Origin of the sequence: Polynucleobacter sp. UB-Siik-W21 (genome assembly GCF_018687415.1) — a bacterium.
Classification (GTDB): Bacteria; Pseudomonadota; Gammaproteobacteria; order Burkholderiales; family Burkholderiaceae; genus Polynucleobacter.
Map to the genome: position 1 here is coordinate 1147845 of NZ_CP061289.1, position 25468 is coordinate 1173312.

The 25468-nt window shown below is 46.0% G+C and carries 23 protein-coding genes and 2 tRNA genes; 5 read left to right on the forward strand and 20 right to left on the reverse strand.

Annotated elements, in window-relative coordinates:
* Positions 1–6: 6 nt before the first annotated feature.
* Genes zapE through C2756_RS06025 form a run of 4 tightly spaced genes read right to left on the reverse strand, consistent with a single transcriptional unit; the run spans position 7 to position 6651 of the window.
* Positions 7–1110 carry a cell division protein ZapE gene (gene zapE, locus C2756_RS06010; protein WP_215317999.1) on the reverse strand — a complete coding sequence of 368 codons (1104 nt, stop codon included), beginning with the start codon at positions 1108–1110 and terminating at the stop codon, positions 7–9.
* On the reverse strand, positions 1111–2547 hold the full coding sequence (gene lpdA / locus C2756_RS06015) for a dihydrolipoyl dehydrogenase (RefSeq protein WP_215318000.1): 1437 nt from the start codon (positions 2545–2547) through the stop codon (positions 1111–1113).
* A 12-nt stretch (positions 2548–2559) separates the two neighbouring features.
* Entirely contained in the window at positions 2560–3756 is a 1197-nt protein-coding gene (gene odhB / locus C2756_RS06020; RefSeq protein WP_215318001.1) for a 2-oxoglutarate dehydrogenase complex dihydrolipoyllysine-residue succinyltransferase, read from the reverse strand.
* 39 nt (positions 3757–3795) lie between these two features.
* Positions 3796–6651, reverse strand: coding sequence for a 2-oxoglutarate dehydrogenase E1 component (locus tag C2756_RS06025; RefSeq protein WP_215318002.1), 2856 nt, complete (start codon positions 6649–6651; stop codon positions 3796–3798).
* 299 nt (positions 6652–6950) lie between these two features.
* Here C2756_RS06025 and C2756_RS06030 point away from each other — a divergent pair, with 299 nt between their 5' ends.
* Complete coding sequence (locus C2756_RS06030; protein WP_215318003.1) at positions 6951–7649, forward strand: excisionase family DNA-binding protein; 699 nt, start codon at positions 6951–6953, stop codon at positions 7647–7649.
* Positions 7650–7725: 76 nt separating this feature from the next.
* On the opposite strand, the gene C2756_RS06035 is transcribed toward C2756_RS06030, so the two are convergent.
* From C2756_RS06035 to C2756_RS06110, 16 genes are all read right to left on the reverse strand, one after another.
* Positions 7726–8010, reverse strand: a complete 285-nt coding sequence (locus C2756_RS06035) for an H-NS family nucleoid-associated regulatory protein (protein ID WP_215294726.1) — start codon at positions 8008–8010, stop codon at positions 7726–7728.
* A gap of 200 nt (positions 8011–8210) precedes the next feature.
* Positions 8211–8630: a PaaI family thioesterase gene (locus tag C2756_RS06040; protein WP_251371998.1), complete on the reverse strand. Its 420-nt coding sequence runs from the start codon at positions 8628–8630 to the stop codon at positions 8211–8213.
* Between the two features lie 32 nt (positions 8631–8662).
* Positions 8663–8739: transfer RNA gene (locus tag C2756_RS06045), tRNA-Pro, on the reverse strand.
* A gap of 25 nt (positions 8740–8764) precedes the next feature.
* Positions 8765–9115 (reverse strand): MerR family transcriptional regulator, encoded by a 351-nt coding sequence (locus C2756_RS06050; protein ID WP_215294728.1) that lies wholly within the window; start codon positions 9113–9115, stop codon positions 8765–8767.
* Positions 9093–9416, reverse strand: a complete 324-nt coding sequence (locus C2756_RS06055; protein ID WP_215294729.1) for an integration host factor subunit alpha — start codon at positions 9414–9416, stop codon at positions 9093–9095. Before C2756_RS06055 ends, C2756_RS06050 begins: the two co-directional genes overlap by 23 nt.
* 60 nt (positions 9417–9476) lie before the next feature.
* The gene (gene pheT, locus C2756_RS06060; protein WP_215318008.1) at positions 9477–11933 is read right to left on the reverse strand and encodes a phenylalanine--tRNA ligase subunit beta; all 2457 of its coding nucleotides are present in this window, start codon (positions 11931–11933) and stop codon (positions 9477–9479) included.
* A gap of 24 nt (positions 11934–11957) precedes the next feature.
* A complete protein-coding gene (gene pheS, locus C2756_RS06065) occupies positions 11958–13004 on the reverse strand; it encodes a phenylalanine--tRNA ligase subunit alpha (protein ID WP_215318013.1) in 1047 nt (348 codons plus the stop codon).
* A gap of 27 nt (positions 13005–13031) precedes the next feature.
* Entirely contained in the window at positions 13032–13397 is a 366-nt protein-coding gene (gene rplT / locus C2756_RS06070; RefSeq protein ID WP_215318014.1) for a 50S ribosomal protein L20, read from the reverse strand.
* 25 nt (positions 13398–13422) lie between these two features.
* Positions 13423–13620, reverse strand: coding sequence for a 50S ribosomal protein L35 (rpmI, locus tag C2756_RS06075; protein ID WP_011902674.1), 198 nt, complete (start codon positions 13618–13620; stop codon positions 13423–13425).
* A gap of 138 nt (positions 13621–13758) precedes the next feature.
* Positions 13759–14283: a translation initiation factor IF-3 gene (gene infC, locus C2756_RS06080; protein WP_191904683.1), complete on the reverse strand. Its 525-nt coding sequence runs from the start codon at positions 14281–14283 to the stop codon at positions 13759–13761.
* A 43-nt stretch (positions 14284–14326) separates the two neighbouring features.
* Complete coding sequence (gene thrS / locus C2756_RS06085; protein ID WP_215318020.1) at positions 14327–16249, reverse strand: threonine--tRNA ligase; 1923 nt, start codon at positions 16247–16249, stop codon at positions 14327–14329.
* Positions 16250–16349: 100 nt separating this feature from the next.
* A tRNA-Val gene (locus C2756_RS06090) sits at positions 16350–16426 on the reverse strand.
* An 18-nt stretch (positions 16427–16444) separates the two neighbouring features.
* Positions 16445–18481: a bifunctional (p)ppGpp synthetase/guanosine-3',5'-bis(diphosphate) 3'-pyrophosphohydrolase gene (locus C2756_RS06095; protein ID WP_215318026.1), complete on the reverse strand. Its 2037-nt coding sequence runs from the start codon at positions 18479–18481 to the stop codon at positions 16445–16447.
* 25 nt (positions 18482–18506) lie between these two features.
* Positions 18507–20369 carry an alpha/beta fold hydrolase gene (locus C2756_RS11200; protein ID WP_215318028.1) on the reverse strand — a complete coding sequence of 621 codons (1863 nt, stop codon included), beginning with the start codon at positions 20367–20369 and terminating at the stop codon, positions 18507–18509.
* A 35-nt stretch (positions 20370–20404) separates the two neighbouring features.
* Entirely contained in the window at positions 20405–21055 is a 651-nt protein-coding gene (locus tag C2756_RS06105) for a CoA transferase subunit B (protein ID WP_215294741.1), read from the reverse strand.
* A 40-nt stretch (positions 21056–21095) separates the two neighbouring features.
* Positions 21096–21797 carry a CoA transferase subunit A gene (locus C2756_RS06110; protein ID WP_215294743.1) on the reverse strand — a complete coding sequence of 234 codons (702 nt, stop codon included), beginning with the start codon at positions 21795–21797 and terminating at the stop codon, positions 21096–21098.
* 157 nt (positions 21798–21954) lie between these two features.
* On the opposite strand from C2756_RS06110, the gene C2756_RS06115 reads away from it, so the two are divergent.
* The 4 genes from C2756_RS06115 to C2756_RS06130 are packed head-to-tail and all read left to right on the forward strand — an operon-like array spanning position 21955 to position 25459.
* Complete coding sequence (locus tag C2756_RS06115) at positions 21955–23625, forward strand: electron transfer flavoprotein-ubiquinone oxidoreductase (protein WP_215318030.1); 1671 nt, start codon at positions 21955–21957, stop codon at positions 23623–23625.
* A 3-nt stretch (positions 23626–23628) separates the two neighbouring features.
* Positions 23629–24015: a lactoylglutathione lyase gene (gloA, locus tag C2756_RS06120; RefSeq protein WP_215318031.1), complete on the forward strand. Its 387-nt coding sequence runs from the start codon at positions 23629–23631 to the stop codon at positions 24013–24015.
* Positions 24016–24017: 2 nt separating this feature from the next.
* Complete coding sequence (locus C2756_RS06125; protein WP_215318032.1) at positions 24018–25190, forward strand: GNAT family N-acetyltransferase; 1173 nt, start codon at positions 24018–24020, stop codon at positions 25188–25190.
* On the forward strand, positions 25187–25459 hold the full coding sequence (locus tag C2756_RS06130; protein WP_215294750.1) for a DUF1289 domain-containing protein: 273 nt from the start codon (positions 25187–25189) through the stop codon (positions 25457–25459). The genes C2756_RS06125 and C2756_RS06130 overlap by 4 nt, the downstream gene beginning before the upstream one ends.
* The last annotated feature ends 9 nt before the right edge of the window (positions 25460–25468 follow it).

Below are 25468 nucleotides of genomic sequence, written 5' to 3' on the forward strand. Positions count from 1 at the left end.
CCTATTTTAGGTCAAGCTGGTGTCAATGAGCCGACGAGGCGCATCCAAGTAGTCACGAGACTGAATCTCGATCAAACGGGACACGGTTCTGGAGAATTCAGCGGTAATTTGACCCTCTGTGTATAAATCTGGCGCTGGGACTTCAGCAGACATGATAAGCTTGATTTTATGGTCATATAAGACATCAATCAGCCAAATAAAGCGTCGTGCCTCATTGGTCATTCTGGGTGGCATATAAGGCACCCCAGACAAAATCACCGTATGAAACTGCTTGGCGATCTCAAGATAGTCATTTTGAGAGCGTGGACCACAACAGAGGACTTGAAAATCAAACCATACTACGCCGTTAGCCATATGGAGCGGTCGTAACTCACGAGACTCGATATATAAGACAGGGTTACGCGCCTCTTTTTGATTACCTATCAGGGTTTGAAACATTTGACCCAGGGTAACCTGAGTTTGCGCATTAACAGGTGTTAAGTACGCTTCAACTTGAGCCATTTGCACGCGGCGGTAATCATTACCCGCATCGACATTCAGAACATCCAACTTCTCTTCTAACAGTTTGATTGCGGGCAGCAAGCGATCGCGGTGAAGGCCGTTTGGATACAGTTGATCTGGCCGATAATTCGACGTCATGATAAATTGCACGCGATCCACAAAGAGCGCATTGAGTAAGCGGTACAAAATCATGGCATCAGCAATGTCATTGATATGAAACTCATCAAAGCAAATTAAGCGATAGCGATTGGAAATACGCCTTGCTAGCTCATCAAGCGGATCTGCCAATCCTGAGAGCTCATGCAATTCTCGATGCACCTCTCGCATGAACTCATGAAAGTGAATACGAATCTTTTTCTCTATTGGGGAGGCTGCATAAAAACAGTCCATGAGAAAAGATTTGCCACGTCCAACGCCACCCCAGAGATAAAGCCCTTGCGGCAAGGCAGGCCTAAACAGCGCTTTTTTGAGATTGTTACTGCGGATCTCTTTATAGGCAATCCATTCATCTTCGCACTGCTGTAAACGCTCTACAGCGCGAAGCTGCGCGGGATCACTATGATACCCGCGGGCTTTTAACTCTTGATGGTAATACTCAATGGTTTTCAATTACATATTGAGTGCACGTTGATCTGTCGCTAATGCTGCTTCGCGCATCACCTCTGACAAACTTGGATGCGGATGACAGATGCGAGCAATATCTTCTGCTGCCGCTTTGAATTCCATAGCAACCGCAGCTTCAGCAATTAAGTCGGAAGCGTTTGGTCCAATGATGTGTACTCCAAGAATCTCATCGGTTTTGGCATCAGCCAATATTTTCACGAAACCATCAGCACGACCCATACCCAATGCACGACCGTTCGCTGCAAATGGAAATTGACCCGCTTTATAAGCAATGCCAGCCTCTTTGAGAGCCTGCTCTGTTTTACCAACCCAAGCAATTTCAGGATCTGTGTAAATTACCCACGGAATACAGTTGTAATCAATGTGTGGTTTTTGACCAGCAATGATTTCAGCAGCCAGGACACCTTCGTCTTCTGCTTTATGGGCCAACATGGGGCCACGAACAACATCACCCACAGCGTAAACGCCAGGCACTGCTGTAGCGCAGGTGTGGTCATCAATTGGAATAAAACCGCGCTCGTCTACTTTGAGGCCAATCTTGTCCAAACCTAATTTATCGGTATTCGGTATGCGACCAACAGAAACAATCAAGCGATCGCATTCCAATTTTGCAGCTTTACCAGCGCTATCAGTGTAGTTAACAACAACACCCTTTTTATCGACCTTCACATCACCGATCTTCACACCCATATTGATGTTCAGACCCTGCTTCACAAACAGTTTTTGCGCTTCTTTAGCAATACCGGTATCGCAAGCAGCTAAGAATGAAGGCAATGCTTCTAGCACAGTGACTTCGGAGCCCAACCGGCGCCATACAGAGCCCAGTTCCAAACCAATCACACCGGCACCAATCACACCTAATTTCTTAGGCACAGAATCAAACTTCAATGCACCTTCGTTATCGCAGATCAATACATTGTCTACAGGCAAACCAGGCAGATGACGTGCTTTAGATCCAGTAGCAATGATCACGTTCTTGGCAGAAACCGTTTCTTTATCCTTGCCATCAATTTTCACTTGATAACCGTCGGCACCCTTACCCTCAAAAGAAGCATGGCCCTTGAGCAAGGTGATCTTGTTCTTGCGGAATAAATACTGAATACCGCCAGTCATCTTAGTAACAATCTCATCTTTACGAGAAATCATCTTTTTAGAATCAATACTGACAGAGCCCACTTTGATGCCATGATCAGCAGCATGGTGACTGATCTTCTCAAACTCTTCAGAAGACGCCAGCAAGGCTTTGGAAGGAATACAGCCGACATTCAAACAAGTTCCGCCTAAACGGGGCTCACCCTTAGGATCATCAAAGGCATTTGACTCAGCACAGGCTACTTTAAAACCCAGTTGCGCTGCACGAATTGCGGCGATATAGCCACCCGGGCCACCACCGATTACAAGGACATCAAAAGCTTGGCTCATGATCTTCCCTTCTTATAAATCAAGGAGAAGGTGTGAGGGATCTTCTAAAGCATCCTTCATGGCAACCAAACCAAGCACCGCCTCGCGACCATCAATGATGCGATGGTCATAAGACAGAGCTAAATAGTTAATGGGGCGAACCACCACTTGACCATTCTCAACTACAGCACGATCTTTAGTCGCATGAATACCCAAAATGGCAGATTGGGGAGGGTTGATGATTGGGGTGGAAAGCATAGAACCGAACACGCCACCGTTAGAGATGGAGAAGGTGCCACCAGTCAACTCTTCAATCGACAACTTGCCTTCGCGAGCCTTGGTACCGAACTCTGCAATTTTCTTCTCAATGTCGGCCAGATTCATTTGGTCAACGTCGCGCAAAATAGGCACTACCAAGCCGCGGGGCGAACTCACTGCGATACCAATATCAAAGTAACCGTGGTAAACAATATCGTTGCCATCAACAGAAGCATTTAGCAATGGGAATTTCTTCAAAGCATGCGTAGCTGCCTTTACAAAGAAAGACATAAAGCCTAACTTCACGCCATGAACTTTCTCAAACTGGTCTTTATATTTATTGCGCATGGCAATCACGGGGGCCATATTGACTTCGTTGAAGGTGGTCAAGATGGCATTGTTGGCCTGTGACTCCAGTAAACGCTCAGCAATACGAGCACGCAAGCGACTCATCGGTACGCGCTCTTCTGGACGATCGCCAGTTGGAATAGATACATTCGGCAAGGCAGCAGACTTTGTTCCGCCTACAGTGGCATTCAAAGCATCGCCCTTGGTAATACGACCATCACGACCAGAGCCAGCTACTTGCGCAGCGCTGACATTTTTTTCAGCGAGGATCTTTGCCGCTGAAGGAGCAGCTGCTGCGCCAGCAGATTTAGCAGGTGCAGCAGCTTTCGCAGGAGCGGCGGCAGGTGTAGCTGGAGTTGCAGCAGCAGGAGCAGAGGCCACAGCAGTGCTATCAATCTTTGCAATCAATTGTTCAGCAACAACAGTGCCGCCATCGGCAACAATGATTTCTGTCAAAACACCTGCAGATGGTGATGGCACTTCAAGTACGACTTTATCGGTTTCAATTTCAATCAAGATTTCGTCTTGACCCACTGCGTCGCCGACTTTCTTTTTCCACTGCAATAAAGTTGCTTCAGCAACTGACTCGGAGAGTTGGGGAACTTTAACTTCAAAAATAGCCATGATTAATCCTGTTTATAAGTATATGAGTAATGAAGACGATTATTTCGTAATCACGTAACCTTTTAATTTGGCAAATGCCGTATTGAGAAGAGACTTCTGTTGCTCTTGATGCAGATGAGCATATCCACAAGCCGGCGAAGCAGATGCAGGACGGCCCGCATACGCTAACTTCATACCATCAGACATGTTCTCTAAGATGTTGTGTTGTACGAAGAACCAGGCGCCCTGGTTTTGTGGTTCATCTTGACACCAGACTACCTCTTCCAATTTTGGATATTTCTTCAACTCAGCAGTTAGTGCTTTATGCGGGAATGGATACAACTGCTCCAAGCGAATGATCGCTGCATCAGCAATCTTTCTCTCAGCCCGCTGCTTCACTAAGTCGTAGTAGACCTTACCAGAGCACATAATTAAACGAGTTACTTGTTTAGCGTCAATCGCGTCATCACGCTCACCCAAAACTGTTTGAAATCCACCCTTTGTAAATTCAGATAAAGGTGATGCAGCCTCTTTATTGCGCAGCAATGATTTAGGCGTCATCAAGATCAGCGGTTTGCGGAACTGACGAATCATTTGGCGACGCAATACATGGAAAATCTGTGATGCTGTGGTTGGCTGAATGACCTGCATATTGGTATCAGCACATAACTGCATAAAACGTTCAAGACGCGCAGAAGAATGCTCTGGACCTTGGCCCTCATAACCATGCGGCAACATCATGACCAAGCCATTGGCACGACCCCACTTCACTTCGCCAGAGGCGATGAACTGATCGATCACCACTTGAGCGCCATTAGCAAAGTCACCAAACTGTGCTTCCCAAATCGTCAGCGTATTCGGTTCAGCGGAAGCATACCCATATTCAAATCCAAGCACAGCCTCTTCAGACAGAATGGAATCAATCACGAGAAATGGTGCTTGGTCTTTTGCAATATGGCGCAAGGGAATATAAACACCGGTATCCCACTTCTCACGATTTTGATTATGTAAAACTGCATGGCGATGCGTAAAGGTGCCACGACCACTATCCTCACCAGATAAACGCACTGGATAACCGCTGGCAACAAGGGATGCGAAGGCCATATGCTCACCCATACCCCAGTCGACATTCGTTTCACCGCGACCCATTGCAGCGCGATCATTTAATACCTTTTCAACCAAGGGATGCACTTTAAAACCTTCGCGGGCAGTTGAAACACGTTCTGCCAAGCGCTTCCACTCCGTTAGCGGTATCGCTGTGTCAGCTTCATCGGTCCATTTCTTATTCAAAAATGGTGACCAATCCACTGAGAACTTGCCTTTGTAATTACTCAGGACTGGGTCAGAGGTCTGTTTACCAGCATCCATCGCAGCTCGGTAATCCTTGACCATCTGATCTCCCGTGCCAACAGGTAGCGTTCCTTCTGCCTCTAGCTTATCGCCGTATAGCTTGCGTGTACCAGGATGCGCAGCAATAATTTTATACATCAAGGGCTGAGTCATCGAGGGAGTGTCTTGCTCGTTATGGCCCAGTTTTCTGAAGCAAACAATATCGATTGCCACATCTTTATGAAATTGTGTACGGAATTCGATAGCCAACTGAGTTGCTAATACGACTGCCTCAGGATCATCGCCATTCACATGCAATACCGGCGCATCAATAATTTTCATGATGTCCGTACAGTACAAACTAGAGCGCAAATCTCGCGGATCTGAAGTCGTGAAACCAATTTGGTTATTAATCACAATGTGAACTGTGCCGCCAGTCGAGTAGCCACGCACTTCAGCCATCGCTAAAGTTTCTTGCATCACGCCCTGACCAGCAATGGCAGCATCACCATGCACTAGGACAGGAAGTACTTGCTGCCCTAATACGTCCCCGCGACGATCCATGCGAGCACGAGCTGAACCCTCCACTACAGGATTCACAATCTCTAAGTGAGAGGGATTAAAAGACAAAGAAACGTGCACTGGACCGGTTGGTGTCGAGATGTCACTTGAAAAACCTTGGTGATACTTCACATCACCAGCTGGTAAGGTTTCAGGACCTTTATGCTCAAACTCAGCAAACAAGTCTTTAGGCATTTTTCCTAAAGTATTAATCAAAACATTCAGACGACCGCGATGAGCCATGCCGATCACAATCTCTTGAACACCTTTGGCACCAGCCTCATGAATCAACTCATCCATACAGGCAATAAAACTTTCACCCCCCTCAAGAGAGAAGCGTTTTTGACCAACATACTTCGCCTGAAGATAACGTTCCAAGCCCTCAGCAGCAGTAATGCGATCTAAAATCTGACGCTTTTTATCAACATTAAATGAGGGCTTTGAGCGAATCGATTCCAGCTTCTCTTGCCACCACTTTTTAATCTTTTGATCAGTGATGAACATATATTCAGCGCCAATCGTGCCGCAATAGGTCTCACGCAATGCTTGCAGTAAATCACGCAAGCTCATTTCAGCTCTTCCGAAGAATGTATTGCTGGTATTGAAGACGATATCCATATCGCCATCAGTAAAGCCATAGAAAGCTGGATCAAGTTCAGGAATATCCTGGCGCTCTGTCCGCTTTAAGGGATCAGTGTTGGCCCAGCGGTTACCGACGTTACGATACGCCGCAATTAACTGTTGGACTGCAACCCGTTTACGACCCATTTCTGAGTCAGCTGAATCAGATATTGTTCTGATAGGACCTTGTTTAGCCCGTTCAGCAAATGACGCAACAATCGGTCCGTGCGCAATGTCGGTTCGAGATGAACCATCCACAGCAGGGACTTGTTTCACGTTATCAAAATAATCTCGCCAATGATCAGCAACAGAAGCTGGATCGTGCAAGTAGGATTCGTAGAGTTCTTCTACATAGGGGGCGTTTCCGCCGAAGAGATAGGAATTATCCCTTTGGTCCTGCATCATGATGCTCACCTTTCATCGGGTTTCCCGATTAAAAACTGTGGTTATAACCTTCCGTTACGCGGCTCTACCGTTTCACGAATTGCTCTGTGCATATACAGACACTACAGCAGTAATTTAACACGATTGCCCATTGCTGGATAAAGGACTTTCCCTGATGAAGAGGATTTCGGGGTTTCCCCCCATAAATCAGAAATGAATAAGAACTTTCCTACTCAGCTTTCAATAACTACGGACAGATAGAATTCGAATTGATTTTTATTCTCTAAATCTTCAAGTGAATTAATGAAATTAAGGGGAATATGAAAGCAATTACGCCAGAAATGGAATATCTCAGTACTAGGCAAAGCGCCAAAGTCCTACAGGTCTCTTTAGGAACTGTTCAAAAAATGGTGGAATTAGGCGAATTAATCGCCTGGAAGACCCGTGGCGGCCATCGCCGCATTCTCGCTAGCTCACTTGAGCAGCAACTTCAGAGAAGAAAACGGGCTATGCGGCAGAAAACTACCCAAAACTGCATCGCTATGGGTATTTTTAGGAGAACTGAGAATAGTGAGGAGTTATTGCAATCCATTCAAGATTGGCACCTCAAAGTCCATATGGAGGTGGCGGTAGATAGTTTAGAAGGCTTAATGAAGGCGGTTTCCATAGCACCGGATTTAATCTTCCTGGACGCGCTAATCCCGCCAGTTGAGCAAGTTCATTTAATCCATTATCTTAGTAAAAACAAGGACACACAGCGCATTCCTATACTAGTAGATGAAGGTTTTATTAAGCTTCACCCTGGCGTAGTTGCCTTAGCGGACGAAAACCACGGAAACAGGTCACCACTCTCAGAATCCATTAAAGAAGAGCTTGAAAATGGCTTGATAGACCTAAACCCCCTGATTATTGGCTACCCAGCCACAAATCCTGACCTAGAAGCCTCATTAGCCCAGAGCAGTCGCCATGAGCTGTTGGAACCGCTCTTTCTGGAGGCTTTAGCTAGGAAATGTGCCTAGTAATACAAAAATACAAAAGGCCGCTGAAGCGGCCTTTTTTTAATCATTTCAGTAGCTTACTGACTTACCAAGCCACTTAAATGAGGTAATTACTGCGATCTCTACCCTCAATCCACTTGGGAGCCTTACCGCGTCCTGTCCAAGTTTCACCGGTCGATGGGTTGCGATACTTAGGTGCTACCTTGCCACCAGCACTTTTACCGCCTGATTTGCGACTAAATAAGTCTGAGGCAGTTAGGTGATATTGCTCAATAATGAGCTTCGCTTTTGCAATTCCGTCGGCTTTTTCACGGTTAATTGCTTCTTTAATTTGCTTATCTAATTGCTCGCGTTGAGCTAAAAGTTCTTTATAAGAAGACATCTATTGATTACTCCAATAATAGGTTATTAGAAATATCTTATTGATAATGTATTTCGTGTCCTTATTATATAGATAAACTTCTTAATGGAGAAATATAAATGGATTATGAATATAGACCCATATTTATCAAGGGTTTATAGTAATAATAGTTATTAATTAAACACAATCATTATAAATACTATTATTAATTATGGTGAATATTACCTTCTCAACATAAAAGTCCCGCTAGCCTTCGCGGTGATCTCTCCAGCCTCATTCAGAGCAACAGCCTCACAGTAGTTAATAGACTTGCCGGCTTTCAAAAGGCTGCCTTCAACGATGATTTTTCCTAAGCTAGGCCTTAAGAAACTGGTAGTCATGTCAATGGTAATTGCACCTAACTCATGATTTGAAGCGGTTCGCGCGGCAGCCCCCATCGCAAAATCCAAAAGAGTCATGATGAGGCCGCCTTGAGCAACATGAAAGCTATTGGTATGTTCTGGCTTCACGGTATAGCTAATTCGTACTTTGCCTGCTTCTGCATATTCAGGCACTACACCCAAATGATCCAAAAAGGGTATGTCCAAGCCAAAGTAAATTGTTCTATTGTGATTTTGCGAGCTGGGGTTTGATGGATTCATATTGGAATACATTAAAAGACTAAAAAAATAAATGGTCGGGGCGAGAGGATTTGAACCTCCGACCACATGCACCCCATGCATGTACGCTACCAGGCTGCGCTACGCCCCGACGAAAGACAAAATTGTATCAGTATCTATTTAGACAGAATTTGCAGAACGGCTTGCAATTCATCACGCAAACGGAGTTCTCCGCGCGCTTCTTCAAGGCGATTTCGAGCGCCGCTGATAGTAAAGCCCTCTTCGTACAACAAGGCACGAATTTTACGAATTAATACCACTTCATGGTGCTGATAGTAGCGACGATTACCACGACGCTTCTGCGGGCTCAGCTGAGAGAATTCTTGCTCCCAGTAACGGAGAACATGTGAACGCACGCCGCAGAGGTCAGCTACCTCACCAATAGTAAAGTAGCGCTTGGCTGGAATGGGGGGAAGTTGAGAGCTCGGGAGTGCCGAGCTAGCATCAAACTCGGTTTTCTCGAGCATGCGACTCCACTACATCTTTAAGCTTTTGACTTGCGTGAAAGGTAACTACACGTCTAGCAGCAATTGGAATCATTTGACCTGTCTTTGGATTTCGGCCAGGACGAGCCGATTTATTACGCAACTGAAAATTACCGAAGCCAGAAATCTTTACTTCAGTACCAGCCTCAAGTGATTTACCAATACGATCAAAGAACGCGTCGATCATATCTTTTGCTTCACGTTTGTTTAAGCCCACTTGATCGAAGAGCGCTTCTGAAAGTTCGTTTTTGGTAACGGTATCGCTGGCAAGTAATTCGTTCATTGATAGTCTCTTATGTAACTTTGTATCTTGATATTTCTCTTGATAACTGTAATAGTAAACCTAGCGCAGACGAGCTGTGCATTTTTTTTCTACTGCACCCAATAATGCAGCCATAACAGCATCAATTTGAGGGTCTTGTAATGTTTCCTGGGGGTTGAGTAAAGTCACTCGAAATCCCAAACTCTTTTCATCATCCGCCATACTGCTTGAGCCTGCTTTAGGCTTAAATTCATCAAAGAGTTCAATAGAGCGCACAAAATTCTGTTTTGTTGAAGTCATTGCATCTAGTAAGGACTGAGCAGAAACGCTTTGCTTCACTACTAGCGCTAAATCTCGTTGCACTGCGGGAAATTTACTCAACTCCTCTGGTGCAGGCAACCCAAGTTCACGTATAGACTCTAAATCTAGTTCAAATAACACAGGTGCTTGAGGAAGTTCATACGCCTGCTGTAAACCTGGATGTAACTCACCAATCCAGCCAACCTCAATCGTGTTTTTGCCGATATTAATCAATACTTTTGCACTGCGCCCCGGATGTAAAGCAGGATGTTGGGCTGATTCAGTTACAAAATGTAATGGGTCTAAAACACGCTCTAGGTCGCCCTTGACATCAAAAAAATCAACTGCTCTCGTCATGCTCGCCCACTGCTCTGGAACGGATGACCCATAAGCTAAACCACCAATCTTTTGGGGCTGATGAAAGCCTGCTACTTCGCCAGAGGCTTCTTGAACCTTGAAATCTCGCTTAAATACACGACCCGTCTCGAACAGGCGCACTCGCCCTGCTCCCCGATTTAAATTAGATTTGAGGTTAGCCAGTAAACCACCCCAAAGATTGCTCCGCATCACGCCATACTGATTGGCAATAGGATTGAGAACCTGAATCACATCTTGCTCTTGCGCGCCAGCTAGGCGCTGCTCGCTTTCGAGATCAGTAAAACCAAAATTGACTGCTTCTTGATAACCTTGCAACGCTAAGCGCTGACGTAATAAATGAATGCCACGCTTTGCTTCAGCTTTAGCGCTCATCGTGAGTGAAGCTATCGGTGGCTGATCAGGGATATTTTCAAAGCCGTACATCCGAGCAACTTCTTCAATCAAATCTTCTTCAATTTCAATATCAAAGCGATAGCTAGGAGGCGTAACTTCAAATACATCCCCTTCTTGCTTAAATTCAAAACCAAGCCGCTGGAATACATCTGCAACTACTTCTTTAGTGAGGGGGATGCCAATCACTTTTTCTGCTCGTGCCAAACGCATTTTGACTGGCTTACGTTCTGGTACATTCAGCACTTGATCATCTACAGGGCCAACTTGGCCGCCACAGACTTCCAGAATTAAGGAAGAGAGGTATTCAAGACAATTGACCGTATTTTGCGGGTCTACGCCACGTTCAAAACGATGGGCAGCATCAGTGCTGAAATTGAAGCGACGGGCACGCCCTTGAATGGCTGAAGGCAACCAATATGCTGCCTCTACATAAATGTTTTTGGTTTCATCGCTCACAGCGCAATGATTACCACCCATGATTCCAGCTAAGGCTACTGGACCTTTTTGATCGGCAACCACACCTGCTTCTTGCAGCTTACCTGCAGAGTCGGGGCCAACGAGGGTTACTGTTTGACCGTTGAGGAGTTCAAGTGTTTCGCCAGCTTTAGCCCAGCGCACAGTAATATCACCTTCTAACTTATCGATATCAAATACGTGTGTAGGTTGACCCATCTCTAACATCACGTAGTTAGAGAGATCAACCAATGCAGAAATACTTCTTTGGCCGGCACGTGATAAACGCTGCACAATCCAATCAGGTGTTTTAGCCTGAGGATTGACGCCACGAATCACGCGACCAGCAAAACGTCCGCAGAGCTCTTTGCTCTCTACAGTAACCTTACGCTTGTCACCAATTGATACTACTGGCGCATTCCATTTAGGCGCACAAAGGGGGGCTCCAGTAATCGCAGAGACCTCTCTTGCCATACCCATTAAGGAGAGGCAATCCGCTTTATTTGGGGTTAACTTAATGACGAAGACTTGATCGTCTAAGTCAAGATACTTGCGAATATCTTCACCAATTGGTGCATCCGCTAGCAACTCCAAAATACCTTCGTGATCATCGCCAAGACCAAGCTCACGACCTGAGCACAGCATGCCTTGACTCTCTACCCCACGCAACTTGCCGACTTTAATCATAAAAGGCTTACCACCTGCTTCTGCTGGAGGTAATTCAGCGCCAACTAAAGCGCATGGAATTTTGATGCCAGCGCGCGCATTCGGCGCCCCACAAACAATTTGTAACTCTTGACCCGTACCAGCATCTACCTTACAAACACCTAAACGATCAGCATCGGGATGTTGCTCGGCAGACAAAATCTGGGCAACCACAATCTTCGTAAATGCAGGCGCTACTGAATGCTGTTCTTCAACCTCTAAACCTGCCATGGTCATAGCATGACCCAAAGCATCGCTATCAAGCGCTGGATTCACATACTGTCGGAGCCAAGATTCAGAAAATTGCATATGTTTTTATAAGGATTATTTTTCTTATGCAGGAAATTGCGCTAAAAAACGTAAATCGTTTTCAAAGAAGAGGCGTAAGTCATCTATACCGTAACGCAACATAGTTAAACGCTCTAAACCAGAACCAAAGGCAAAGCCGGTGTAACGCTCTGGATCAATGCCCATATTGCGCAACACATTCGGATGAACCTGCCCTGCACCAGAAATCTCTAACCAACGGCCGGCAAGCTTGCCACTGCCAAAGGCCATATCAATTTCTGCAGAAGGCTCCGTGAATGGGAAATACGAAGGGCGAAAGCGCACTTGTAATTCGTTTGTTTCAAAGAAGGTTCTCAAGAAATCGGTATAGACGCCCTTAAGATCTGCAAATGAAACACTTTCAGCAATCCATAAACCTTCAACCTGATGAAACATAGGTGAGTGGGTTGCATCACTATCCACTCGATAGGTTCTACCAGGGGCAATCACTTTAATCGGTGGCATCACATCAGCGTTGGCATATTTCTTGACATGCTCACTTGCATAGCGCACTTGAATTGGACTGGTATGAGTACGCAATAGCAAAGGCTTCTCATGAGCATCTTTGCCGTCGATATAAAAGGTATCCTGCATTGAACGCGCAGGATGATTTTCTGGGCTGTTGAGTGCTGTGAAATTAAACCAATCAGTTTCAATTTCAGGGCCATCAGCCACATCAAAACCAATGGAGCGAAAGATCTCCTCAACACGCTCCCAAGTCCGCATAACGGGATGTAAGCTACCTACCGCCTGACCGCGCCCTGGTAAGGAGACGTCAATCGATTCAGCGGCTAAACGTTGGAGCAATACGGCATCTGCTAAAGCTTGACGGCGCTCTTGTAATGCAGCCTCTACTTGGGTTTTGATTTGATTAATTTGGGCGCCAGCACTCTTGCGCTCTTCAGGCGACATTCCACCAAGCGCTTTGAGACGCTCGGTGAGAACACCTGATTTACCGAGATACTTGGCTTTCGCGTCCTCAAGAGCCGCCGAATCGGCAGCTCTTGAGAAATCACGTTTAGCATCCTCGACAATTTGGTCGAGAGAAACCATTGCAGCTTAGTTTTTAGAAACTAAGAATTAAGCTGTAGCGCTTACTACGGATTTGATCCGAGTAACCAAAGCAGCGAAAGCCGCTTTGTCAGCAATGGCCATATCAGAAAGCACCTTGCGGTCGAGTTCGATCGCAGCCTTCTTCATACCATTCATGAATACGCTATAGGTCATGTCATGCTCACGAACTGCCGCGTTGATACGAGCAATCCACAAAGCGCGGAATACACGTTTCTTGTTACGACGGTCACGATAAGCATATTGACCAGCACGCATAACCGCTTGCTTAGCAATCCGGAATACGTTTTTACGACGACCGCGGTAACCTGTTGCGGCATCAGTAATTTTCTTATGACGGGCTCTTGCTGTAACCCCACGTTTGACTCTTGGCATTGAATTCTCCTAATCTAGTCAGAGGTTAAGCGTAAGGAAGCATAGAGCGAATTGACTTAACGTCAGCTTTCGCAACTTCTGTGGAACCACGCAAATGACGCTTGTTCTTAGTGGTCTTCTTGGTGAGGATGTGGCGTTTGAAAGCCTGACCTCGTTTGATCGTTCCGCCTGCGCGAACCGTGAAGCGCTTCTTCGCGCTACTCTTGCTCTTCATCTTGGGCATAAAGCACCCCTTCTTCTACTTGTGCAACATAGGTGGTAACCGACGGTTACTCTTCCTGTACCCAGAAGCACTTCTCACTACCAGCACCTTCAGTAATAACTAAGGGTGCCTCGCTACATCAGAACCAGGTAAACCTGGTTACTTAGCCTTACGAATGGGGGCTAATACCATCACCATCTGGCGACCCTCCATTTTTGGAAACTGCTCAACTTGACCAAACTCTTGTAGGTCCAACTTCAAACGTTCCAACATTCTTGCTCCGATTTCTTGATGGGCCATTTCACGACCCCGAAAGCGCAGCGTAATCTTTGTTTTATCGCCATCTTCCAAAAAGCGGATTAAATTGCGTAGCTTCACACCGTAGTCACCATCATCAGTGCCGGGACGGAATTTAACTTCCTTCACCTGAATCACTTTTTGCTTCAGCTTAGCTTCGTGCATCCGCTTCGCTTCTTGGTACTTGAATTTGCCAAAGTCCATAATCCGGACTACAGGTGGTACAGCTGTTGGAGCAATTTCAACCAAATCGGTCTCTTTCTCTTCTGCTGCTGCCAAGGCTTCACTCAACTTAACTACACCGATGGGCTCTCCATCAATTCCAATCAAACGCACTTCAGGAGCAGTAATTTCCCGATTAATGCGCTGCAATTTTTCAGTAGCGATCTTCTTAATTCCTTTAAAAAAACAATAAAAAACCGCTCTACCCCTAGCTAGGCTCGGGTCCGACTTTTTGGGATATATCCTGCTGGAGTCGGGCAACGAAGGCATCAATAGGCATTACACCCAAATCCACTCCGCCACGGGCACGAACGGCCACCGTATTACTTTCAGACTCTTTATCACCAACAACCAGCAAAAATGGGATCTTCTGTAATGCGTGCTCGCGTATTTTATACGTAATCTTCTCGTTCCGCAAATCCGATTCCACTCTAAACCCTTGTTTTTTCAGCAATTGCTGCACTTGTTGTGCATATGCAGCAGAATTTCCGGAGATATTGAGGACTACAGCCTGGGTCGGAGCAAGCCAAACCGGCATGTTTCCAGCGTGGTTTTCGATCAAAATACCGATAAAACGCTCTAAAGAACCCACAATTGCCCTATGGAGCATCACTGGGGTCTTACGGCTATTATCTTCGGCCACATATTCAGCCCCAAGACGGGCTGGCATTGAAAAATCCACCTGAATCGTGCCGCATTGCCAAGTTCGGCCAATTGAGTCTTTGAGGTGATATTCGATCTTTGGACCATAAAAAGCACCCTCGCCTGGCAATTCTTCCCATTCTTGACCTGAAGCCTTCAAGGCGCCACGCAAAGCTTCTTCCGCTTTATCCCAGATCGCATCTTCACCAACTCGCTTGGCAGGACGCAAAGCCAACTTCACCGCTACTTCGGTAAAGCCGAAATCTTGGTACACAACACGCACTGCCTTATCAAAATTAGCCACTTCAGACTGAATCTGATCTTCGGTACAGAAAATATGACCGTCATCTTGCGTAAAACCCCGCACCCGCATCAAACCATGCAAGGCACCAGATGGTTCATTACGATGACATTGCCCAAACTCACCAAAACGTAATGGCAACTCACGATAGCTATGCAAGCCAGAGTTATAAATTTGAACGTGGCCCGGACAGTTCATCGGCTTTAAGGCATAAGCGCGATTCTCTGACTCCGTTGTGAACATATTCTCTTTGTAGTTTTCCCAGTGACCGGATTTTTCCCAAAGGGTGCGGTCTAAGATTTGCGGGGCTTTGACTTCTTGATAGCCCTCGTTCTGATACACGCGACGCATGTATTGCTCAACCTCTTGCCAAATGGACCAGCCTTTTGGGTGCCAGAAAATTAAACCGGGAGCTTCTTCTTGGAAATGGAATAAATCCAGTTGTTTACCGAGGCGACGATGATCACGCTTCTCAGACTCTTCCAACATATGTAAATAGGCATCTTGATCTTCTTTGCGCAACCAAGCAGTACCATAAATACGCTGCAACATCTCATTCTTACTATCGCCACGCCAATAAGCACCAGCAAGCTTCATCAGCTTAAATACCTTCAACTTACCAGTGGATGGTACGTGTGGTCCACGACATAAATCAGTGAACTTGCCCTCAGCATAGAGAGATACATCTTCATTTTGCGGAATGCTGGCAATAATTTCAGCTTTGTAATGCTCGCCTTGATCTTTGAAGAATTTCACCGCTTCATCGCGCGGCAGAACGCTGCGTACTACTGGCTCATCTTTTTTAGCAAGCTCAGTCATTTTCTTTTCAAGTGCCACCAAGTCATCTGGCGTAAATGGACGGTGATAAGAGAAATCGTAATAGAAGCCGCTATCAACTACTGGACCAATCGTCACTTGCGCTTCAGGAAAGAGTTCTTTAACAGCATAGGCCAACAAATGAGCTGTAGAGTGACGAACAATTTCTAATGCCTCTGGACTTTTATCCGTGATGATGGCGAGCTGACTATCTTGATTGATCATAAAGCTGGTATCAACCATCTTGCCATCGACGATGCCACCCAGAGCAGCTTTGGCAAGGCCACTACCAATGCTTTGGGCAACATCCGCTACACGAACGGGAGCATCAAACTCACGTTTTGATCCATCGGGCAGAGTAACTACTGGCATGACAACTCCATCTTATTAACTGAACTTCAGCTTCACTACATCATCTTAAAAAGAAAGCGCGGTAGCTTATGGGCAACCGCGCCTCTGGGTCATTATTCGTTGGTAGGCTCGATTGGACTCGAACCAACGACCCCCACCATGTCAAGGTGGTGCTCTAACCAGCTGAGCTACGAGCCTATACAGCCTGAGAGTTTATCACCGGCGACGCACTTGGGTGACCCCTTTGACCTCTTCTAAGCTATTTTGAACTGCTCTCAAGACTTCAGAATCCTTGACTTCAACGGTTAAAAGGATCTGTGCCAAGCCCTTTTTGGCTGATTTGCGTAAATCAATCACATGAACACCTTGGCGAGTCAGAATCTCAAACAACTCTCTCATGAGCTCAGGTCGATCCAAGCCGCTCACTACTAAATCTGCTGGGAAGACGCGCTTTTGCTCAGAATTCACCACAGGGTCGGCAGCTGATGCAGTCCAAGCCGTCTGAATCACTCTCTCAGACGCTCGATCTAAAAGCCCTCGAAACGTTTTGCAGGAACGTCGATGAATCGACACCCCTCTTCCTTGGGTCACAAATCCTGCAATCAAGTCTGGTGGTACGGGCCTACAGCAACGCGCTAATTGCGTTAATAAAGAATCAACCCCCACCACTAAAACATCACCACTCTGCCCTGTTTTACGACTACTGCTCCGCAGAATAATTTCTGGAGCAGCAGATTTCGGATCAATGGCGATATCAGACTTACTATCGGGAGCTTTTACAATCTGACCGGCCTCTTCATCATCGAGTGCATTAAACCAAGCGCGTACGCGTTGACGCGCTCTTTGAGACCGTATGTAGTGTTTATCTGGACTAATCCAATCGCGCGATGGGCCACCATGCTTGACTGCAATGATTTCAACAGTCTGTCCGTTTTGTAATGCAGTTTCCAGGGGAACCATGGCACCATCAACACGTGCTCCGCGACAACGATGACCTAAATTGGTATGAACCGCGTAAGCAAAATCAATAGGGGTTGAGCCCTTCTCTAAAGAAATAACTTTACCTAAGGGCGTGAGTACATAAATATGATCATCAATCTCGTGATGCTTGAGCTGATCCCAAGCATCTTCTTTCCAAGAGATCAGCTGCCTAGCCCAGGCAATCTGTCTTTCATAGGCTACCTCTGCACTATGGGTACCCAGCTGATGATGGATGCTCGGTTTGTTAGGCTTCGGAAGATTGGGTGGTGTAGCCATACCAACATAAGCGCCCTCTTTGTAACGCCAGTGAGCAGCTAGGCCATACTCTGCCTGCTGATGCATCTCATGGGTGCGCACCTGAATTTCAAATGCAGTGCCGTCTTCATTCATCACTACGGTATGCAGCGATTGATAGCCGTTAGGCTTAGGTCTTGCAATGTAGTCATCAAACTCGCGTGGCACAGGTTGCCAGACGTTATGCACGATGCCTAAAACGGCATAACAGGTTTTGACATCATCTACTAAAACTCTAAATGCCCTGACGTCATACAGATTAGCAAAGTCAAGAGACTTGCCTTGCATCTTTTTCCAAATACTGTAGATGTGTTTTGGCCTGCCCAAGACTTCGCCCTGTATATGGGCAGCCTTTAACTCTTCCCTAATTTCACGCACAATGCGTTCAATAAAGGCCTGTCGTTCTATGCGTTTTGCATCCAGCATCTTGGCAATATCGCGGTAGACCAACGGCGATAGAACGCGGAAGGCCAGATCTTCCATCTCCCACTTCATTTGCCAAATACCCAAACGATTTGCCAAAGATGCATCAATACTGAGAATCTCTTGGGCCCAAGCGCCTGGCATTTCCAGTTGTTCTTGTGTAACCCAACGGAGAGTTTGCAAACGCGAGGCGAGATAAATCAGTACTACACGTAAGTCATCACCAAATGCTAAGAGCATCTTGCGTAACATTTCTTCTTGACCAGAGACACTCAGACCGCCATCTTCGCGAACCAGTTTTGCTTGTGCATGTCGCAAACCGCGATAGCCAATCAGGAGTTTGGCCGACTCCTCACCAATCAGTTTGATGAGGGCCTCTTTACCATGAGTGCGAGCAATATTATTTGCTGCAATTAAAGTGGCTTCGTCTAAATTCAGGGACTGCAGAATTTGTGAAACACCATCTGCATGCGACTCTGCAGGTTCACCAAACCAGGCATCCTGAAATAGAGCCACTTTTTCGGTTTTAGCTAGAGAGGCAGGAGGATTTGCCATAGGCAAAAAAATGAACTAAAAAAGATTAACTGAAAAATTCTTTTGCTAAAGCAATCTGCTCTGGCTTCACAAATGCGGGTGCATGACCAACATTGGGAATTTCAATACTACGTGCATGTGGATTAACTTTACACATTTCGGCAACCGTTGCTGCAGATAGCAAATCAGAATCGCCACCCCGCACAATCAGCATCGGAATATGAATTTGCTTAAAGGCATGCCACATCGCCATCTCGCCAGCCTTCGCCATGATGGGGTTTACAGCAGCAAACGGCACCGAGATATTCGGGTCATAGTGCATGATCCACACGCCATCGCGCTGAATCAACATGGGTCCGTTATAAATCTCCCACTCTTCAGGGCTATGAACGCCAAAAGAAGCGCAGATCTGATTCAAACGAGTCAGCGCATCAGCACGATTAGCAAAAGCAAATGGCTGACCGACATAAGAGCCTAGACGCTTGATTGCTTCAGGCTCAATTTTGGGTCCGACATCATTAATCAACATTCTCCGAATAGGAGACTTCGGCATCGCGGCATAGACCATACCGATCAAGCCGCCCATTGAAGTACCAAACCAATCGACCTGCGATACACCTAATGTTTTAACAAGCTCAGTAATATCAGCAACATATTGTGGAATGGCGTACAGCATCGGATTACTTAATCGATCTGAATCGCCGCGACCAACGACGTCAGGACAAACTACGTAATAGTCTTTGCACATCGCTTGCGCAAGGGTTTTAAAGTCGCTCCCGCGCCGAGTTAGGCCATGAACACAAAGCAATACCTTAGAGTTATTGGGGTCGCCCCATGTGTGATATGCCATACGATGCTGCGCATCACCACTAGAGCACTGCACAAAGAAAGTATCGCCATCATGCAAGACGTTTGTACTCTGGGGTGATTGATGGGATTCAGAAGCATCGTCATGATCATGTAAGTCACCCACCTCTTCTGGTTGCAAGGTGACATGATCGATCCCATGCTTATCTAAGAGCATGGTGTTAATTCTGACCATAATCTCTGGCCACTCGCGAATATTTGCTATCTCAATATGGCCTATCAGCGCAGGAAAGCTAGGTGTCATTTCCCATACGTGTAAATCATGTACAGCCAATACACCAGGAACATTCTTTAAATCTTTACCTACTTCTAAATAATCAATATGCAGTGGCACACCTTCCATTAAGAAGTGATAGGACTCATGCAGAATCGAGATCGTTGACTTGAGGATGAGTAATGAGACCAAGATAGAGAGAATCGCATCAATGGGCATCCAACCGGTGAGCTGAATCACAACACCAGCAATCAGTGCTGCGACGGAACCCAATAAGTCACCCATGACATGGACTAATGCTGCACGCGTGTTCACACTCTTCTTATCGCGTGAGAGGACCCAAGCCACTACGATATTCATGACAAGGCCAATGCCAGCCACAACGGTAACCGTTAGTCCATCCACCTTATGGGGATCATAGAAGCGACTAATGGCTTCAAACACAATCCAAGCCACTAAGGCCAGCATCACAATGCTGTTCACAAATGCTGCTAAAGCTTCTGCTCTACCGAAACCAAAGGAATGTTTTGGGGAGGGCGGCCTGCGAGAAATAATTTGCGCCAAGAGTGCCAAGCCTAAGGCAGCTGCATCGGTCACCATATGACCCGCATCTGAGATCAATGCTAAGGAATTTGCAAAGTAAGCCGCTGCACCTTCAACCCCAGAAAAACCTAAGGTCAGAATTAAGGCAATGAAGAGGAGATTTTGATTGGAGACTTCTTTGCTATGAGAATGCTTAGCATCCCCTTTTTTATGCGCATGCAGAGAAGTGTCTGCCCCAGATAAATTCTGCGGTTTTGAGTGGCTGGAATGATGGGAACCCGACATGGTGAACCCATTATTCCATTAAATGATGACGGTAGTTAGAAACCCGTTGTATCAACAGGGGCACCTGTTTTGGCGATCACTTCCTCTTTTGTAACGCCAGGAGCCAATTCGATTAACTTCAAACCCTGAGGGGTGATGTCAAGAACACAAAGATCTGTGATGATCTGACTAATGACGCCTACACCTGTCAAAGGCAAGGTGCACTTTGGCAAAATTTTAAGCTCTTCAGTGCCATCTTTTTTCTTGGCTACATGCTCCATGAGTACTACGACATGTTTCACGCCAGCAACCAAATCCATGGCACCGCCCATACCCTTCACCATTTTTCCTGGAATCATCCAATTCGCAATATCGCCATGCTCACTCACTTGCATGGCACCTAAAAAAGCGATATTGATTTTGCCGCCACGAATCATGCCAAAGGCATCAGCTGATGAAAAAATCGATGAGCCCGGTAAGGTCGTAATAGTCTGCTTACCCGCATTAATTAAATCAGCATCAATCTGATCTTCTGTTGGAAACGGTCCAATACCTAACAAACCATTTTCAGACTGTAGCCAAACTTCCATACCCTCTGGCACATGGTTAGCCACTAGAGTGGGAATACCAATTCCCAAGTTCACGTAAAAACCATCTTTTAATTGTTTAGCGGCTCTTGCCGCCATCTCATCTCTATTCCAAGGCATATTGATCTTCCTAAATTCTTTTGATTATTCTTTTAGATAACTAGCGAGTCGCTGAAAGTGTGCGCTGTTCTATACGCTTTTCAGGGGTGCTATTGATAACCAAGCGATGCACATAGATGCTTGGAGTATGAATCTCAGCAGGATCCAAGACACCGTTCTCAACAATCTCTTCTACCTCTGCAACCGTGATCTTTCCTGCCATCGCAACTACTGGATTGAAATTACGAGCGGTATGGCGATAGACCAAATTTCCTGAACGGTCCGCTTTCCAAGCCTTCACCAAGGAAATATCAGAAACGATAGAGCGCTCCATAATGTATTTTTCGCCATCAAATTCTTTTACCTCTTTGCCTTCAGCAACTAAGGTGCCAACACCCGTCTTGGTGTAGAAGGCAGGAATGCCGCATCCACCAGCGCGCAATTTTTCGGCCAAAGTTCCTTGTGGCGTGAACTCCAGTTCTAACTCACCAGCTAGAAATTGACGTTCAAATTCTTTGTTTTCACCAACGTAGGATGCAACCATCTTTTTTACTTGACGTGAATTCAGCAGTATTCCAAGACCAAAACCATCCACCCCTGCATTATTCGATACGGCAGTCAAATTTTGGGCCCCGAGATCTTTCACCGCCTGGATCAGAGCCTCCGGGATTCCGCAAAGACCAAAACCACCAACCGCTAGCTTTTGTCCATCCTTCAAGATATCCCGCAGGGCATCTACCGCCGATGGGTAAGTTTTATTCATAACTTTTGTCCTAATATTGCCAAAAAGGGTAAAAAAGTAATCATAACGCCTCGGGCTTTAAGCATTGATAGTCCTGGCACTAAATTGGTTTTTAGCACTTAGAACTAAACTATCTGGGCTGAAATACCCTATTTTTAAGAAATCTCGGAGAAATTGCATGAACCAGGTGGAGCTACTAGAACAATTCGGGGCCAGAGAATCCATGGATTACGACCTGGTTATTGTTGGAGGTGGTCCAGCCGGTCTTTCAGCAGCAATTAAAGCCAAGCAGCTTGCGAATGCTTCTGGCAATGACATCAGCGTTTGTGTTTTAGAAAAAGGCTCTGAAATCGGTGCTCATATTTTGTCTGGCGCTGTCATGGACCCTAAAGCGTTAAACGAACTTTTTCCCAATTGGAAAGAATTAGGGGCGCCACTCACTACGGAAGTCACGCAAGATCAATTTCTATTTTTAAGTGCAGATCACTCATATCAAGTTCCCAACTGGATCTTGCCCGAATGCTTTAAAAATGAGGGTAACTATATTGTGAGCTTGGCTAACGTAACCCGTTGGCTAGGTGAACAAGCTGAGGCACTTGGTGTAGAAATTTTCCCAGGCTTTCCAGCAGCAGATATCTTGTACAACGAACAAGGTGCAGTCAGCGGCGTGATCACTGGCTCGATGGGTTTAGATAAAGAAGGTAAGCCTACCGATCAATTTCAGCTAGGTATGGAATTGCGTGGCAAATACACCCTATTCGCTGAAGGTGCTCGGGGCCACCTTGGTAAACAGTTAATTGCTAAGTTCGCCTTAGATAAAGATTCTGATCCTCAAAGTTATGGCATCGGCATTAAAGAACTCTGGGAGGTTGAGCCTTCCAAGAGCAAGCCTGGATTGGTAGTGCATACCGCTGGTTGGCCATTAGAAAGTGACACCTATGGTGGCTCCTTTCTCTATCACTTAGTTGATAACAAGGTTGCAGTTGGTTTGGTAGTTGGCCTCTCCTATAAGAACCCTTACCTCTCACCCTTTGAAGAATTCCAACGCTATAAATTACATCCGAAGATTCGTGACACGTTTGAAGGTGGTAAACGAATTGCTTATGGTGCACGAGCGCTGACTGCCGGCGGCTTGAATAGTCTTCCTAAAACCGTATTTCCGGGTGGCGCACTGATTGGTTGCGATGCTGGCTTCTTAAATGCCTCACGCATTAAAGGTAGCCACGCTGCAATTAAGACAGGCATGCTGGCTGCAGAAGCTGCAGTTGCAGCACTTCATGACAATCGTTCTGCCGATATTTTGGCAGGCTATCCAGCTGCTTTCCAAAACAGCTGGTTACATACTGAGCTCAATCAAGCGCGCAACTTCAAAGCTTGGATGTCGAAAGGACTCTACCTAGGAACGCTGATGGTTGGTCTTGAGCAAAAAGTGCTGGGTGGCAATATGCCTTGGACTGTGCATCTCAAACATGCTGATCATGAGTGCTTAGAGCCAGCAGCGCAGCACAAGCCAATAGATTATCCAAAACCCGATGGCAAAATCAGCTTTGATCGTCTCTCCTCAGTATTTATTTCTAATACGAACCATGCTGAGAATCAACCGATTCACCTCACCTTAAAAGATGCGACGATTCCAGTCAGCCTCAATCTCAAAACCTATGCGGGTCCAGAGCAACGCTACTGCCCTGCTGGCGTTTATGAATACATTGAAGCAGATGGTCAACCACGCTTACAGATTAATTCACAAAACTGCGTCCACTGCAAAACCTGCGATATTAAAGACCCAAGTCAGAACATTGTTTGGATTACCCCCGAAGGTGGTGGCGGCCCTAACTACGGAGCGATGTAAATCATGATGATGCTACACACGATGTTACGCGTTGGCGACCTCCAGCGCTCAATTGATTTTTACACCAAAGTACTCGGCATGAATTTATTGCGCACTACCGAGCGTCCAGAGCAAAAGTACTCCTTGGCATTTGTGGGCTTTGGTAAAGGCAATGCCGATGGGCAGGCTGAGATTGAGTTGACCTTCAACCATGGGGTTCATTCTTATGACTTGGGTACAGCCTATGGTCATATTGCCATCGGTGTTCCTGACGCCTACGCTACTTGCGACAAGATTAAAGCGGCAGGTGGTAACGTCACCCGTGAAGCTGGACCCGTTGCGGGCGGAGATACCATCATTGCTTTTGTGACAGATCCTGATGGTTACAAAATTGAATTCATTCAACGCTAACAGTGTCAGGCTCTGAACAATACTCTTTAGAAATACTAGATCATCTATCTGATGTATCTGCCGCAGATTGGAATGCCCTCCTCGGTGTCGATGCTGGCCCTTTTCTGAGATATGAATTCTTAAGCGCCCTCGAAGAGACCGGTTGCGTTGGTGACAATACGGGATGGCAAGTAGTCCATCTAGTTTTAATACAAGCTAACAGATTAGTTGGTGCAATGCCGCTCTACTTAAAGCGGCATTCCTATGGTGAGTTTGTCTTCGATTGGTCATGGGCGCAGGCTTACGAGCAACAGGGCCTGAACTATTATCCAAAGGTGCTTTGCGCCATTCCCTTCACCCCTGTACAGGGCTCACGTATCTTATGTAGATCTGACTCAAGTGCTACCGAAATTCAGAAGGTATTGATTGCTGGTCTCAAATCTTTGTTGACAGACAATGATCTTTCATCGGCGCATATTCTATTTCCAATGCCTGATGAGGCAGATCATCTAAAAGAGCAAGGCTTCTTATTACGAGATTCGGTACAGTTTCACTGGCATAACCAAGACTTTCAGAACTTTGAGCAATTTCTATCTGTGCTCACCATGAAACGCCGTAAAAATATTCGTCGTGAACGTGAGCAAGTCGCAAAAGAGGCTATTACGTTTAGGCATGTACCTGGAAAAGATTCAAGCGATCTAGATTGGGAATTCTTTTTTGAGTGCTATCAAAATACCTATTTAGAACACCACTCGAGCCCCTACTTAAGCGAATCATTCTTCAAGCTCTGGGTAAAGCAGATGCCAGAGAACTTGCACCTCATACTGGCTGAGCGCAATGGAATTGCGATAGCTGCGTCATTGCTAGTGGTTGATCAACAATCTTCCAAAGCTTATGGCAGATATTGGGGTGCACTAGAACGCATCCCTTGTTTGCACTTTGAGACTGCTTATTACCAGGCAATTGAATACTGCATTAAAGAAGGGATTCAGATATTTGAGGGGGGTGCACAAGGGGAGCATAAAATGGCACGCGGATTTTTACCCACCACCCTGCAATCTGCCCACTTTATTAAAGACCCAAGATTTGCAAAGGCTATTGGACATTTCCTAGATCGTGAGCACCAAGGCATTGGTGCCTATGTCGATGAGCTTGCCGAGCATAGTCCGCTGAAATCGACTAAAGTAGTTCCATGAATTCTGGAAGCAACGAACCTAAATCTCCCCAAGTGCAAGATGGATCGCACTCCTTATCAACTGGAGATGATGAATCAGATTCACCTTGTATTGGTGTCTGTACGACTCTCTACGATGAGATTTGCCAAGGCTGCGGTCGTACCTTGCATGAGGTGAGTAATTGGGTCTTTTTCTCTGATGCAGAAAAAGCCTCTGTGTGGAAGCGCATCCGCGAGGATGGTACTGCTACCCGCTTTCAGCGACAGGCCAAAGAAAATAAGCCTGCGTAATCTTCGCAG